The organism is Bradyrhizobium sp. TM102 (genome assembly GCF_009176685.1).
GTDB lineage: Bacteria > Pseudomonadota > Alphaproteobacteria > Rhizobiales > Xanthobacteraceae > Bradyrhizobium > Bradyrhizobium ottawaense.
Genome location: NZ_AP021855.1, coordinates 5,888,720 through 5,902,407, shown reverse-complemented (window position 1 = coordinate 5,902,407; position 13,688 = coordinate 5,888,720). Strand labels below are relative to the sequence as shown.

The 13,688-nt window shown below is 64.3% G+C and carries 11 protein-coding genes; 9 read left to right on the top strand and 2 right to left on the bottom strand.

The genetic code is table 11. From position 1 onward, the window contains the following. Positions 1-20: 20 nt before the first annotated feature. Positions 21-1,241, bottom strand: coding sequence for a cytochrome P450 (locus GDN70_RS27990; RefSeq protein WP_038972777.1), 1,221 nt, complete (start codon positions 1,239-1,241; stop codon positions 21-23). A gap of 105 nt (positions 1,242-1,346) precedes the next feature. Between GDN70_RS27990 and GDN70_RS27985 the strand changes: the two genes are divergently transcribed. The 9 genes from GDN70_RS27985 (at position 1,347) to GDN70_RS27945 (ending at position 12,805) form a co-directional block, all read left to right on the top strand. Continuing rightward, complete coding sequence (locus GDN70_RS27985) at positions 1,347-1,889, top strand: phosphonopyruvate decarboxylase (RefSeq protein ID WP_028143453.1); 543 nt, start codon at positions 1,347-1,349, stop codon at positions 1,887-1,889. Next, a complete protein-coding gene (locus GDN70_RS27980; protein WP_038972776.1) occupies positions 1,886-2,476 on the top strand; it encodes a thiamine pyrophosphate-dependent enzyme in 591 nt (196 codons plus the stop codon). The genes GDN70_RS27985 and GDN70_RS27980 overlap by 4 nt, the downstream gene beginning before the upstream one ends. Positions 2,477-2,637: 161 nt before the next feature. Next, a complete protein-coding gene (locus tag GDN70_RS27975; RefSeq protein WP_028143451.1) occupies positions 2,638-3,324 on the top strand; it encodes a TetR/AcrR family transcriptional regulator in 687 nt (228 codons plus the stop codon). A gap of 1 nt (position 3,325) precedes the next feature. Further along, positions 3,326-4,519, top strand: coding sequence for an efflux RND transporter periplasmic adaptor subunit (locus tag GDN70_RS27970; protein WP_028143450.1), 1,194 nt, complete (start codon positions 3,326-3,328; stop codon positions 4,517-4,519). Positions 4,520-4,589: 70 nt separating this feature from the next. After that, positions 4,590-7,685 (top strand): MexW/MexI family multidrug efflux RND transporter permease subunit, encoded by a 3,096-nt coding sequence (locus GDN70_RS27965; protein WP_152103309.1) that lies wholly within the window; start codon positions 4,590-4,592, stop codon positions 7,683-7,685. A gap of 148 nt (positions 7,686-7,833) precedes the next feature. Beyond that, positions 7,834-10,416: an ATP-binding protein gene (locus tag GDN70_RS27960; RefSeq protein WP_028143448.1), complete on the top strand. Its 2,583-nt coding sequence runs from the start codon at positions 7,834-7,836 to the stop codon at positions 10,414-10,416. Next, the gene (locus GDN70_RS27955) at positions 10,413-10,802 is read left to right on the top strand and encodes a response regulator (protein WP_018315558.1); all 390 of its coding nucleotides are present in this window, start codon (positions 10,413-10,415) and stop codon (positions 10,800-10,802) included. Before GDN70_RS27960 ends, GDN70_RS27955 begins: the two co-directional genes overlap by 4 nt. After that, positions 10,799-12,049, top strand: coding sequence for an adenylate/guanylate cyclase domain-containing protein (locus GDN70_RS27950; RefSeq protein WP_038972773.1), 1,251 nt, complete (start codon positions 10,799-10,801; stop codon positions 12,047-12,049). Before GDN70_RS27955 ends, GDN70_RS27950 begins: the two co-directional genes overlap by 4 nt. A gap of 9 nt (positions 12,050-12,058) precedes the next feature. Then, positions 12,059-12,805 (top strand): hypothetical protein, encoded by a 747-nt coding sequence (locus tag GDN70_RS27945; RefSeq protein WP_028143446.1) that lies wholly within the window; start codon positions 12,059-12,061, stop codon positions 12,803-12,805. On the opposite strand, the gene GDN70_RS27940 is transcribed toward GDN70_RS27945, so the two are convergent. Beyond that, positions 12,802-13,686 (bottom strand): ABC transporter permease, encoded by an 885-nt coding sequence (locus GDN70_RS27940; protein ID WP_028143445.1) that lies wholly within the window; start codon positions 13,684-13,686, stop codon positions 12,802-12,804. The genes GDN70_RS27945 and GDN70_RS27940 overlap by 4 nt on opposite strands. Positions 13,687-13,688: the final 2 nt, after the last annotated feature.

Below are 13,688 nucleotides of genomic sequence, written 5' to 3'. Positions count from 1 at the left end.
CAGTTTTTGGTGCCGGGTCCTCAGCGAAGCGCACACGGCACGTTCAAGAAGCCACGAAACCGCACCCGTCCGCCCCGCACCGGCTGGCCGCTCACGGCGTAGTCCGGGAAGCGCGCCAGGAAGCGCGAGATCGCAATCGCGCCTTCGAGCCGCGCCAGCGCCATGCCGGCGCATTGATGCGCGCCGGTGGCGAAGGCGAGATGCCGGTTCGGCGTGCGGGCGATGTCGAAGCTTTCAGGGTCCGGAAACTGCGCAGGATCGCGGTTGGCCGCCCCGATGCACAGCGTCACCGACGTGCCGGCATCGAGCGTGACGCCGCCGAGCTCGACCTTTTCCGTGGTCATGCGGTTGCCGAGCTGGTTGGAGCTCTCGTAGCGCAGCATCTCTTCGACGGCGGTCTTGATCATATCGGGACTGCCGATCAGCCGCCGCTTCTGGTCGCGATTGCGGTCCAGCGCCACGAGGCCGTTGCCGATCAGATTGGTGGTGGTCTCGTGGCCGGCATTGAGCAGGAAGATGCAATTGTGCAGCAGCTCCTTCTCGGTCAGCCGCTCGCCATTCTCCTCACCCTGGATCAGGCGCGTCAGAACATCGCGCTCGGGATTGCCCGGCTTGTCGCGCCGGCGTGCCACCAGCGTCTGAAGATAGCTGAGAAAATCCGTCACCGCCTTGTTGCCGCGGGCGGCGACCTCGGGCGACACCACAGGTTCGAGCGCACCAAGGATCGCCAGCGACCAGTCGCGCAGCGGCCCGCGTTCCTCATGAGGCACGTCGAGCAGATTGCCGATCACCTCGATCGGGATGGACGCCGCGAAATCCTCGATCAGCTCGCAAGCCCCTTTGGCCGCGACGGCGTCGAGCAAGCCGTCCACCAGCTTGATGATGTCAGACTCCATGCCGGCGATCGCTCGCGGCGACAGCGCGCCCATGATCAGGCGACGTACGCGGGTATGCGCCGGCGGATCGTTGAAGACGAGGCTGGTAGTGTGATGCTCGTAGAGCGGGGTGTCGCCGTATTTCGGCGCGAACTCGCGCTTCTTGTCCGAGCTGAACGACTTGGTGTTCTTGTAGGTGGTGACGAGATCGTCATAACGGGTCAGGAACACGGTGCCGTTCGGCAGGCGCTTGACCGGCTCGTTCTCCCGCAGTGCACGATAGGTCGGGTAGGGGTCGTCGTAAAATTCCGGCGTCAGCTTCTCGAGGTCGAAGCTTGCCGCCAGCGCCTTCGCATCTGCGTTCATCCCGTTATACTCGCCGGTTAAAGCCGTTATGCCGTTTTTGTTGTTCTGGTCGGCGCATGCATGCGTCTACAGTCTTCCCACCTTGCTAGCCGACCGGACAGGAAAATGCACGCACGCGCTGACGCTGCCGACACGGCGCCGAATTGGCCCGACGATATTTTCGCGACCTTGCAACGTTTCGATATCAGGCAGGTGCCTTACGTGCCGGATGCCGGCCATTCGAGGCTGATCCAGCGCGTGCTGGCCTCATCCACCATGCGCGGCATTCCGCTCACGACGGAGGAGGAGGGCGTGGCGCTTCTCGCCGGCGCCTGGGCCGGCGGACAGCGCGGCGTCTTGCTGATGCAGTCGAGCGGCGTCGGCAATTGCATCAACATGCTGTCGCTGATCCCGATCCTGCGCTTCCCCTTCCTCACGCTGGTGACCATGCGCGGCGAGTGGGGCGAGTTCAATCCGTGGCAGGTGCCGATGGGATCGACCACACAGGGCGTGTTCGAACTGTCGGGTGTCCAAGTGCTGCGGGCCTCGAACGCAGCCGAGGTGCCGGCCGTGCTCGAAGCCGCTGCGTCGCAAGCCTACAACGCGCTCACGCCTACCGCCGTCCTTCTGTCGCAGCGCCTGATCGGCGCCAAGGTTTTCACCAAATGAGCAAGGCCAATCTCCTCGACCGTCGGCAGGTGGTGTCCACGTTGCTCGCGAACCGCAAGGACGTCGTCGCGATCGGCGGCCTCGGGGCCTCGACCAACGACATGTGCGCGGCCGGCGACCACGCCCGCAATTTCTACCTTTGGGGCGGCATGGGCGGCGCCGCGATGATCGGGCTGGGGCTCGCCCTGGCGCAGCCAAAACTGCCGGTATTGGTCATCACCGGCGACGGCGAGATGCTGATGGGCATGGGCAGCCTGGCCACCATCGGGCTGCAAAAGCCGTCGAACCTGTCGATCGCAGTTCTCGACAACGAGGCCTATGGCGAAACGGGCGGCCAGACCAGCCACACCTCCGCTGCCGCCGACCTCGTCGGCGTCGCCAGGGCCTGCGGCATCGGGGATAGTCGGGCGGTCACGACCATGGCCGAGGTCGAGGCCTTTGCCAAAGCCGTTCACGACGTCTCTGCGGGGCCTCGCTTTGCCAATATGAAGATCGACAGCGCCAGCCTGGAGCGGATATTGCCAAGCCGGGATGGGACTTACATCCTCAACCGGATCCGCGGCGACCTCGGCTTCCAGCCAATCTAGGACGAGCCTGTCCATTCCCACCGGCGCCCAGGTCCTGCACGGAGGCCGTGCAGGCGGGGGCAATTTCGACTAAATTAACAACGCATTCAGGTTGCGATGCAACATAGTGCTTGACTTTTTGCGTGGGTGAGTGCTTACTCACTAGCATGAGCTCATTGCGTATGACGAGCGACCTGAGGCGTCAATTGATCCTCGGAGCCGCGAAACGCTGCTTTGCCCGACATGGCTATACCGGCACCACGACCAAGAGCGTGGCGGCCGCCGCTGCCATTTCCGAGGCGTTGCTGTTCAAGCATTTCCCGTCCAAGGCGGCCCTCTACGCCGAAATCCTCAGCGACGAATGCGAGGCGGACCCGGCGCTCACCGAGCTTCTCGAGCGGGAGCCTTCGACCGCCACGCTGGTCGAGGTGATCCGCGGCATGGTCGAGCATTTCCTGCACATCGCTGATGGTCCCGATCAGGAAGAGGCCCAGCGCCTGCGGCTGATGGCCACCAGCCACTTGGATGATGGCGAATTCGCCCGTTTGCTGTATGCCAAGATCGAGACGCTGATCGGGGCGATCTTCGTTTCCTCGCTCGAACGTGCCGTTGCCGCCGGGGACGCGCGGCTATGCAGCGGCGATCCGCTCAATCTGTTCTGGTTTGCGCATCACTCGGTGATGACTGCGGCGCTGACCAGGCTGCCGGCCACGCCTTGCCTCGCTTACGGCAAGGCTGAAGACCTCGAGCGGCAGCTGTGTGAGTTTCTCCTGAGGGGTATCGGACTTAACGACGCCGCAATTGCTTCGCATCTGGGCCACAATCAGGCCGCGGATGCCGGCAAGGCGGCGATTGCAGAGAGTGCATGACATGAACATCGTAACCGAACACAAGATTTCGGGCGAACCGATCGACAACAAGGCTCCCAAGCGTCCGGTCCGGCCGGTGCTCTGGTTCATCATCGTCGGCACGCTCCTGGCGGTGCTGGTCGGCGGCCTCGTCTGGTTCAACTATTTCCGCGGCCAGATGATCAAGCAGTTCTTCGCCAACAACAAGCCGCCGCCGACCGCTGTCAGCGCGGCAGAGGCCAAGTCCGAGGTGGTGCCGAACTTGCTCACCGCGGTCGGCGGCCTCGTCGCCGTGCACCAGGTCGACGTCAGTGCCGACGTCAACGGCCGCGTCACCGAGATCAAGTTCGCGCCGGGCACGCGCGTCGAAGCCGGCACGCCGCTGGTCCAGCTGTTCGACGCGCCGGAGCAGGGCGATCTTGCCAATTACAAGGCCCAGGCGACCGTCGCACAGCTGTCGCTTGATCGTGCCAAGCAGCTGGCCGCGCGCCAGTTCGGTCCGCAGGCGACCGTCGATACCGCGCAGGCCGCCTACGACCAGGCGCAGGCCGGCATCGCCAAGACCGAAGCGCTGATCTCGCAGAAGCTGGTGCGCGCACCGTTCTCCGGTGATCTCGGCGTCCGCAAGGTCGAGGTCGGTCAGTATCTGACGGCGGGTACGGCGATCGTGTCGTTGACCGATCTGTCGGAGCTGTGGGCCAACTTCACCGTGACGGAAAAGGATTCCGGCAGCCTCAAGGTCGGCCAGACTGTCAAGTTGAAGGTCGATGCCTATCCGGGCCGCATCTTCGAAGGCAAGATCACCACGATCGAACCGCAAATCTCGACCGACACCCGCAATATCCGCGTGCAGGCGACGATCGCCAATCCGGAGAAGATCCTGAAGCCCGGCATGTTCGTGACCACCACGGTGGTGCTGCCGGACAAGCCGGCCGTGATCACCGTTCCGGAGACGGCGGTCGACTACACGCTGTACGGCGACTCGGTGTTCGTGATCACCGAGAAGAAGGAAGCCGACGGCAAGACCAGCCTGTCCGCGGTGCGCACCTTCGTGCAGACCGGCAACCGGGTCGAAGGTCGCGTCGAAATCATCAAGGGCGTGAAGGCGGGCGACAAGGTCGTCGCCGTCGGCCAGCTCAAGCTGCAATCGGGTGCGGCGGTGTCGATTTCGACCGACCCGGCTCCGCAGATCCCGGCGCAGCCGCCGCGCTACTGATCCATGACACTCAAGTGATCCGGCTTGGCCGGATCACTTTTCTTGAGACATATAAATCGAGATCGCCGCGATGCGCTTTACCGACATCTTCATCAAACGCCCGGTCCTGTCGGTCGTCGTCAGCCTGTTGATCCTGCTGATCGGCCTGCGCGCGGCGATGGTGCTGCCGATCCGGCAATATCCCAAGCTGTCGAACACGGTCATCAACATCACGACCGTCTATCCGGGCGCGTCCGCGGACCTGATCCAGGGCTTCATCACGACGCCGATCGAGCAGGCCGTCGCCTCGGCTGAAGGCGTCGACTACATCACCTCGTCCTCGGTGCTCGGCACCTCGACGATCCAGGTCTACATCAAGCTGAACTTCGATCCGAACCAGGCTCTCACCGAGGTGCTGGCGAAGACGAATTCGGTCAAATACCTGATCCCGAAGGAATCCAACGACCCGATCGTCACCAAGACCACGGGCCAGACCACGGCCGTGATGTATCTCGGCTTCTCGTCCGAGGAGCTCTCGGGCTCGGCGATCTCGGATTATCTGACGCGTGTGGTGCAGCCGGTGCTGTCGACCGTCGACGGCGTGGCTTCCGCCGACATTCTCGGCGGGCAGACCTTCGCGATGCGGCTGTGGCTCGATCCCGAGAAGATGGCCGGCCGCAACGTGTCGCCGGCTGACGTCGCTGCGGCCATCACCGCCAACAACTTCCAGTCCGCGGCGGGCCAGACCAAGGGCTATCTCATCGTCTCGAACGTCTCGACGAACACGGGCCTGACCGACGTCAACCAGTTCAAGAAGATGATCGTCAAGGCCAAGGACGGCGGCTTCGTGCGGATGGAGGACATCGGCACCGTCGAGCTTGCCGCCCAAAGCACGGACGCGAGCGTCGCGTTCAACGGCGAGCACGCGATCTTCATCGGCGTGCAGGCAACCCCACAGGGCAACCCGCTGACACTGGTCAAGGGCGTGCGCGCGCTGTTCCCCGAGCTCGAGCGCAATCTGCCGCCGTCGATGAAGATGAAGGTCGCCTACGACTCGACCAAGTTCATCCAATCCTCGATCGACGAGGTGGAGAAGACGCTGGGCGAAGCCGTGATCATCGTGATCGTGGTCATCTTCCTGTTCCTGGCGTCGCTGCGGTCGGTCATCATTCCCGTCGTCACCATCCCGCTGTCGATGATCGGCGTCTGCACCCTGATGCTGGCGCTGGGATTCAGCTTCAACCTTTTGACCCTGCTCGCGATGGTGCTGGCGATCGGCCTCGTGGTCGACGACGCCATCGTCGTGGTGGAGAACATCCATCGCCATCTGGAGGAGGGCAAGACGCCGGTCCAGGCGTCGCTGCAAGGCGCGCGTGAAATCGTCGGCCCGGTCATCTCGATGACCATCACGCTCGCCGCGGTGTACGCGCCGATCGGCTTCCTTGGCGGCCTCACCGGTTCGCTGTTCCGCGAATTCGCGTTCACACTGGCGGGCTCGGTGATCGTGTCGGGCGTGATCGCGCTGACATTGTCGCCGATGATGTGCTCGGTGCTGCTGAAGAACACCGAAGAGGGCCGCTTCGCCAAGGCCGTCAACAAGGTGTTCGGCGCGCTGACGCGCTGGTATGGCCGCAGGCTCGACCGCTCGCTCGACTACAAGGCCATCACGGGCCTGTTCGCGGTAACGATCCTCGGACTCGTCGGCTTCCTTTACATGCACACGTCGAAGGAGCTGGCGCCCGAGGAGGACCAGGGCATCGTGTTCGCGGTGACCAAGGCGCCGAAATACGCCAACATCGACTATGTCGATTTCTACGGCGACAAGCTCGACCACGAATTTTCGAAATTTCCCGAGACCGATCTGCGTTTCGTGCTGAACGGCATCAACGGCCCGCAGGGCGGCATCGCCGGCATGCTGCTCAAGCCCTGGGAGGAGCGCAAGCGCTCGTCGATCCAGTTGAAGCCGCTGGTGCAGACCGAGCTCTCCAAGATCGAGGGCGTGCAGGCCTTCGCATTCAACCTGCCGCCGCTGCCGGGCGGGCCGGGCGGTCTTCCGGTGCAGATGGTGATCAATTCCACCGCCGGGTTCCAGACGGTCTATGAGCAGATGGAGAAGCTGAAGGACGCTGCGCGCAAGAGCGGCATGTTCATCGTCTCCGACAGCGATCTTGCCTACAACCAGCCGAACGTGAAGGTGACGATCGACCGCACCAAGGCACAGGATCTCGGCGTCAACATGCAGAACCTCGGCGCCACGCTCGCGGTCCTGCTGGGTGGCAACTACGTCAATCGCTTCAATCTGGAGGGCCGGTCCTACCAGGTGATCCCGCAGGTTCCGCGCGCCAAGCGGCTCTCGCCGGAATCGCTCGGCGGCTTCTATGTGACGACCAACACCGGCCAACAGCTTCCGCTGTCGACGGTGGTGTCGATCGAGACCAAGACCGATCCGAACTCGCTGACGCACTACAATCAGCTCAATTCGGCGACGTTCTCGGCCGTGCCGATGCCCGGCGTGACCGTCGGTGCGGCGGTCGACTTCCTCGAAAGCGAGGCCAAGAAGCTGCCGCAAGGCTTCAGCCACGACTATCTCGCGGACTCCCGGCAGTACGTGCAGGAAGGCAATCAGCTCGCGATCACCTTCGGCTTCGCGCTGATCATCATCTTCCTGGTGCTGGCTGCGCAGTTCGAGAGCTTGCGTGACCCGTTGGTGATCATGATCTCGGTTCCGATGGCGATCGTCGGTGCGCTGATCCCGCTGTTCTTCGGCGTGGCGACCATGAACATCTATACCCAGGTCGGTCTGCTCACCCTGGTCGGCCTGATCACCAAGCACGGCATCCTGATGGTGGAGTTCGCCAACGAGCTCCAGGTCAACGAGCGGCTCGACCGCCGCTCCGCCATCGAAATGTCAGCCCGCATCCGCCTGCGGCCGATCCTGATGACGACGGCCGCGATGGTGACCGGCCTGATCCCGCTCCTGACCGCAACCGGCGCGGGGGCGGCCAGCCGCTTCTCGATCGGCCTGGTCGTCGTCGCCGGCATGTCGATCGGCACGCTGTTCACGCTGTTCGTGCTGCCCGCGGTCTACGTGGTGCTGGCGACCGACCATCGCGCGGCGGCCGATTCCGAGCGGAACAAGCAGGTCAACGAGCTCGACCTCGGCTCCAAGGCCCTGCGGCCGACCTGAAGCCGCTGGCTCGCAAGCGATCCAGGGCGGCAGCGGCGGGTCCGCTGCCGCCCTTTTTCGTTGCGCCCGGGCGCCGGTTTCGATGGGCGAGGGCCTTATCCCGCGCTTGCGAAAGACAAGGTCCCGTCTTCTTGCTAGGTTTCGGGTGATGAGCCTTTCCCTCCATCCCGACACCCCGCAAGCCAGGACGCTGCCGAGCGTGGCCTCGGATGGCGTCGCTGCCGGCGGGGGAACGGGACGAGGGATCAGGACCCGGCTGTTCACCAAATATGTCGCGCTGTTCGTGGCTGTCGTGGCCATCGCGCTGCTGGCCAACGGTCTGTTCGAGGTCTTCTTCTATTATCGCGAACACAAGGCTTCCCTGATCCGGGTCCAGCATGAGCAGGCCGAGGCGGCCGCGGCCAAGATCGGCCAGTTCGTCAAGGAGATCGAGAGCCAGCTCGGCTGGACCACGCAACTGCCCTGGTCGGCGGGCTCGATCGAGCAGCGCCGGTTCGACGCGCTGCGGCTGTTGCGCCAGGTGCCCGGGATTACCGAGCTTGCCCAGGTGGACTCGACCGGCAAGGAACGGTTGCGTGTCTCGCGGCTGGCGATGGACGCGATCGAGAGCGGGATCGACCTGTCCAACGATCCGAAGTTCACCGAGGCGGTCGCGCACAAGGTCTATTACGGCCCGGTCTATTTCCGCCGGGAGTCCGAGCCCTACATGACGCTGGCCCTGGCCGGCGCGCGCAGGGATGCCGGTGTCAGCATTGCCGAGGTCAATCTCAAGCTGATCTGGGACGTGGTCTCGCAGATCAAGGTCGGCCAGCACGGGCACGCCTATGTCGTCGGTCCGGAAGGGCGCCTGATCGCGCATCCCGATATCAGTCTCGTGCTGCGCAACACCGACATGTCCGGCCTCGCGCAGGTGCGCGCCGCCCAGGCTGCCGGCGGCACCATGCCGAACGCGCTCGAGGAAGCGCGCAACATCCAGGGACAGAAGGTCTTGACCGCATCGGCGCCGATCGAGCCGTTGCACTGGACCATGTTCGTCGAGCTGCCGGTCGAGGAGGCCTATGCATCGCTCTACGCCTCGCTGCAGCGGCTTGCGATCGTGCTGCTCGCGGCGTCGATCTTCGCGGTGCTTGCGGGGATATTTTTGGCGCGCCGCATGGTCGGGCCGATCCAGGCGCTGCGCAGCGGCGCGGAAAGGATCGGCGGTGGCGACTTCTCCCAGCGCATCTCGATCCGGACGGGCGACGAGCTCGAAGGGCTCGCCGACCAGTTCAACGACATGGGCGCGCGCTTGCAGGAATCCTATGCCGATCTCGAAAACAAGGTCGAACGGCGAACAGCGGAATTGAGCGAGTCTCTCCAGCAGCAGACGGCGACCGCCGACGTGCTGAAGGTCATCAGCCGCTCGGCGTTCGATCTGCAAACCGTGCTGAATACGCTCGTCGGATCGGCCGCCCGCTTGTGTGACGCCGACGAGGGAACGATCTTTCGACCGCGCGATGGCGCTTTCTATTTGGCGGCAAGCTGCGGCCTCGATGCGGAGCAGGAAAGCAAGCTTCGGACCTTTGCTTCTTTACCAGAACGGGGAAGTGTGGTCGGGCGTACGCTGCTCGAAGCCAAGACGGTTCACGTCCCCGATGTGCAGGCCGATCCGGACTATGCACCCTCATCCGCGCGAAGGCGGTCCAATGTGCGTACGATGCTCGGTGTCCCCCTGCTTCGAGAAGGATCGCCAATCGGCGTGTTCGTCTTGACGCGACATATGGTGCGTCCCTTCAGCGAGAAGCAAATCGAACTCGCCACGACCTTTGCAGACCAAGCCCTTATCGCGATCGAAAATGTTCGATTGTTCGAGGAGGTTCAGGAACGCACGACAGAGTTGTCGCGATCCCTCGACGACCTGCGCGCCGCCCAGGATCGCCTGATCCAGACCGAGAAGCTTGCCTCGCTCGGTCAGCTCACCGCCGGCATCGCCCACGAGATCAAGAATCCGCTCAACTTCGTCAACAATTTCTCCGCGGTCTCCACCGAGCTGATCGACGAGCTCAAGGAGGCCCTGCAATCGGCTGCGCTCGACGGCAAGACCAGGGAGGAGGTCGACGAGCTGACTGGCATGCTCAGGAGCAATCTCGAGAAGGTGGTGCAGCACGGCAAGCGTGCCGATTCCATCGTCAGGAACATGCTGCTGCATTCGCGCGAAGGTTCCGGCGAGCATCGGGCCGTCGACATCAATGCGGTCGTGGAGGAGAGCCTCAATCTCGCCTATCACGGCGCGCGGGCCGAACGTCCCTCCTTCAACGTCACGCTTCAGCGCACGTTCGATCCCGCTGCCGGTATGGTCGAGATCTATCCGCAGGAGATCACGCGCGTCTTCCTCAACCTGATCTCGAACGGCTTCTATGCCACGGCCAAACGCAAGGAGAGCGCGGGTGAGGCCTTCGAGCCGACCTTGAGCGCGGCAACCAAGGACCTCGGCGACAGGGTCGAGATCCGGATCCGTGACAATGGCACCGGAATTCCGCCCGAGGTGAAGGAGAAGATGTTCAACCCCTTCTTCACCACCAAGCCGGTCGGCGAGGGCACCGGGCTCGGCCTGTCCATGAGCCACGATATCGTCGTGAAGCAGCACGGCGGCACCATCGACGTGAACACCATGCAAGGTGTATTCACCGAGTTCATCATCACCCTGCCGCGTACGATGGCGGCGGAGGGCACTTCCGGAGGCAAGTCGTGAACGTTTACATCCTGGTCGTCGATGACGAGCCCGACGTCGAGGCGCTATTCCGGCAGCAATTCCGGCGCGAGCTGCGCGCCGGCCGCTTCCAGATGGAGTTCGCCTCCTCCGCGCCCGATGCGCTCAAGCGGGCCGCCGAGGTTCGCGATCCCTCGCTGATCCTGATCCTGTCCGACATCAACATGCCCGGCATGAGCGGGCTCGACATGCTGCCGAAGGTGCGTGCCGCGCATCCGGACGTTCCCGTCATCATGATCACGGCCTATGGCGACGCCGAGACGCGGCGAAAGGCGATCGAGCGCGGCGCCGTCGGGCTCCTCACCAAGCCGATCGACTTTGCCTTGCTGCGGCAGGAGATCGACACGAGGCTCGAGCAAGCCGCATGAGCGCGACCATCCTCTTCGTCGACGACGAGCCGGATCTCGAGGCGCTGGTCCTGCAAAAATTTCGCAGGCAGATCCGCGACGGACAGGTCGTCATCATATTCGCTCGCGACGGTCTCGAGGCGCTGGCCTCGCTCGAGCAGAATCCGCAGGTCGACATGGTGGTCTCCGATATCAACATGCCCAGGATGGACGGGCTATCGCTGCTCGCGAAACTCCAGGAGGCCGAGGACAAGAAATCGACCATCATCGTCTCGGCCTATGGCGACATGAGCAATATCCGCACCGCCATGAACCGCGGCGCGTTCGACTTCCTGACCAAGCCGATCGACTTCGCCGATCTGGAGGCCACGATCGAGAAGACCATCCGCCATATCGAGATGCTGCGCGAGGTTCGGCGGCGCCAGATGGAAGCCGAGCGCGCCCACGCCGCGCTGTCGCGCCATTTCTCGCCCGAGCTCGCCAAGCGTCTGGCCGCCAGCGGCGACGGAGAGGGGATCGAAGTTCAGTGGCGCGATGTCGCCACCATCTTCACCGATATTACCGGCTTCACCTCGTTGGTCGAGAGCGCGCCGCCCGAGACGTTGGGCAAGCTGCTCAACGAGTATGTCGGCGGCATGACCGAAATCGTCTTCGTCCATGAGGGCACGGTCGCAAAGATCATCGGCGATGCGATCCAGGTGCTCTTCAATGCGCCCGGCGATCAGCCGGATTATGCCACGCGTGCGGTCGCCTGCGCCCATGAGCTCGACGCCTGGGCGCAGGACTTTCGCGCGCGCCAGAGCGCCATGGGTGTGACTTTCGGTGCCACCCGCATCGGCATTCACGCCGGTCCCGCGCTGGTCGGCAATTTCGGCGGCAATCGCTTCTTCGACTACACCGCCTATGGGGACTCCATCAACATTGCGGCGCGGCTGGAGGCCGCCAACAAGCATCTGGGCACCCGCATGTGCGTCAGCGCCAGCGTCGCCGAGGCGGCCGAGAATTTTCAAGGCCGCCCCGTGGGGGAGCTGATGCTGCGCGGACGCAGCGAGCCGTTGCGCGCCTTCGAGCCGCTGCCACCGGGCAAGTTCGAAGCGCCGGAAACGGCACTGTATTCGGAGGCTTTCGCCAAGATGGAGGCCGGCGATGCCGCGGCCATGCCGGCCTTTGCCGCGCTGGTCGGCATGCACGCCGACGATTCCCTGGCCGGCTTTCACCTGAAGCGCCTGCTCAACGGCGCCAAGGGCATTCGCATGCAACTGGAATAGGGGTTCGACATGATGCGTGACTTCTCTGCCGGCAATTACCGTTTCATTCCGTCCGTGTTCCAGTATTCGGCGGGCGCCGCCGCGGATGACGGCTACGAAATCGAACGCGTCCGCTTCGACCGTGTGGTCCCGCTCGCGGAAGGGTTTGCGCTGGCGGCGAAATTCATCCAGGAGGCCGGGCGGCCGTTGACGGCATTCTGTGCCTGCGAGCTGCGTTCACCGGCAGCCTTCAGCGAAGAGGGCTTTCGCGCGTTCAACCTGCACTATGTGAAGACGCTGTCCGAATGGGGCATCTTCGACGGCACCACCAATCCGGTGGCGCGCAGCAATGTCTGTCCCGAGATCGATCCGCCGTCCGAGCCGTCGTTCTATGCGTTCTCGTTCACGCGTCCGACCCGCTCGAAAGCGCCGTCCTTCGTGATATCAGGCGGCGCCGAGGCACGCGAGGGCAGCGGCACCTATGTCGAGCGCACCGTGCGCTATCGCGACCTCAGCCCTGAGGGGCTGCGGGAGAAGGTGCGCTTCACCACGACGTCGCAGATGGAAAACCGGATGGCGGCTTTCGGCTTCGGCTGGAACGACACCACTGCGGTGCAGGCATATTCAGTGCACGATTTCCACCATACGCTCGTCGACGAACTGGTCCGCCGCGGCGCGTTGCGCTCCGGCCTGACCTGGCATTTCGCCCGCCCGCCGGTGGTCGATCTCGAATACGAGATGGATTGCCGCCGCGTGATGCGGGAAGCGGTGATCTAGCGCTGCCGCGGGTCGAGCGCGTCGCGCAGGCCGTCGCCGAGCAGGTTCAGCGACAGCACCACGAGGAAGATCGCAAGCCCCGGCCAGATCGCCATCCACGGCGCCTGGGTCAGGAAGCGCTGCGCGGCGTTGAGCATGCTGCCCCAGGACGGCGCCGGCGGCTGCTGGCCGAGGCCGAGGAACGACAGCGCGGCTTCGGCGATGATGGCGGCGGCAATCGACAGTGTCGCCTGCACCAGCAGCGCGGGCAGGATGTTCGGCAGGATATGCGAGAGCGCGATCCGCCATGGCGGATTGCCGAGCGCGCGCGCGGCCTCGACATAGTCCTCGGCCTTGACGACGAGCACCTGGCCGCGGGTCAGGCGGATGAAGATCGGCGTTGCGGAGATGCCGATCGCGATCATGGCATTGCCGAGGCTCGGCCCGAGGAACGCCGCCAGCGCGATCGCCAGGATCAGGAACGGGCAGGCCAGCATCGCATCCGTGATCCGGCTGATCAGCGCATCGACGAAGCCACCGCGATAGCCAGCGACGAGACCGAGCGGCACGCCGATGCCGAGCGCGATCGCCACCGAGATGAGGCCCGCGAGCAGCGAGGCGCGCGCGCCGTAGACGATCCGGCTGAAGATGTCGCGGCCGAGCTCATCGGTGCCGAACCAGTGCGCCGAGGTGGGCGGCTTGCGCACCAGGCTCCAGCTCGTCGCGATGGGATCATAGGGCACGATCAGTGGGGCCAGCACGGCGAGCACGATGAACATCGTGAGCACGACGAGCCCGAATATCGCCGCCTTGCGCTTGAACAGCCGCCGGCGCGCGCGGCGGGCCGGGCTATCCAGCTCGTCGGCTTGCGTGAGAGGGCCGGGCAGCGCGGCGTCGGTCATGC

Coding starts and splice junctions, on each gene's coding strand:
- GDN70_RS27990 (WP_038972777.1), bottom strand. CDS start 1,241: ATGAACGCAGATGCGAAGGCGCTGGCGGCAAGCTTCGACCTCGAGAAG.
- GDN70_RS27985 (WP_028143453.1), top strand. CDS start 1,347: ATGCACGCACGCGCTGACGCTGCCGACACGGCGCCGAATTGGCCCGAC.
- GDN70_RS27980 (WP_038972776.1), top strand. CDS start 1,886: ATGAGCAAGGCCAATCTCCTCGACCGTCGGCAGGTGGTGTCCACGTTG.
- GDN70_RS27975 (WP_028143451.1), top strand. CDS start 2,638: ATGACGAGCGACCTGAGGCGTCAATTGATCCTCGGAGCCGCGAAACGC.
- GDN70_RS27970 (WP_028143450.1), top strand. CDS start 3,326: ATGAACATCGTAACCGAACACAAGATTTCGGGCGAACCGATCGACAAC.
- GDN70_RS27965 (WP_152103309.1), top strand. CDS start 4,590: ATGCGCTTTACCGACATCTTCATCAAACGCCCGGTCCTGTCGGTCGTC.
- GDN70_RS27960 (WP_028143448.1), top strand. CDS start 7,834: ATGAGCCTTTCCCTCCATCCCGACACCCCGCAAGCCAGGACGCTGCCG.
- GDN70_RS27950 (WP_038972773.1), top strand. CDS start 10,799: ATGAGCGCGACCATCCTCTTCGTCGACGACGAGCCGGATCTCGAGGCG.
- GDN70_RS27945 (WP_028143446.1), top strand. CDS start 12,059: ATGATGCGTGACTTCTCTGCCGGCAATTACCGTTTCATTCCGTCCGTG.
- GDN70_RS27940 (WP_028143445.1), bottom strand. CDS start 13,686: ATGACCGACGCCGCGCTGCCCGGCCCTCTCACGCAAGCCGACGAGCTG.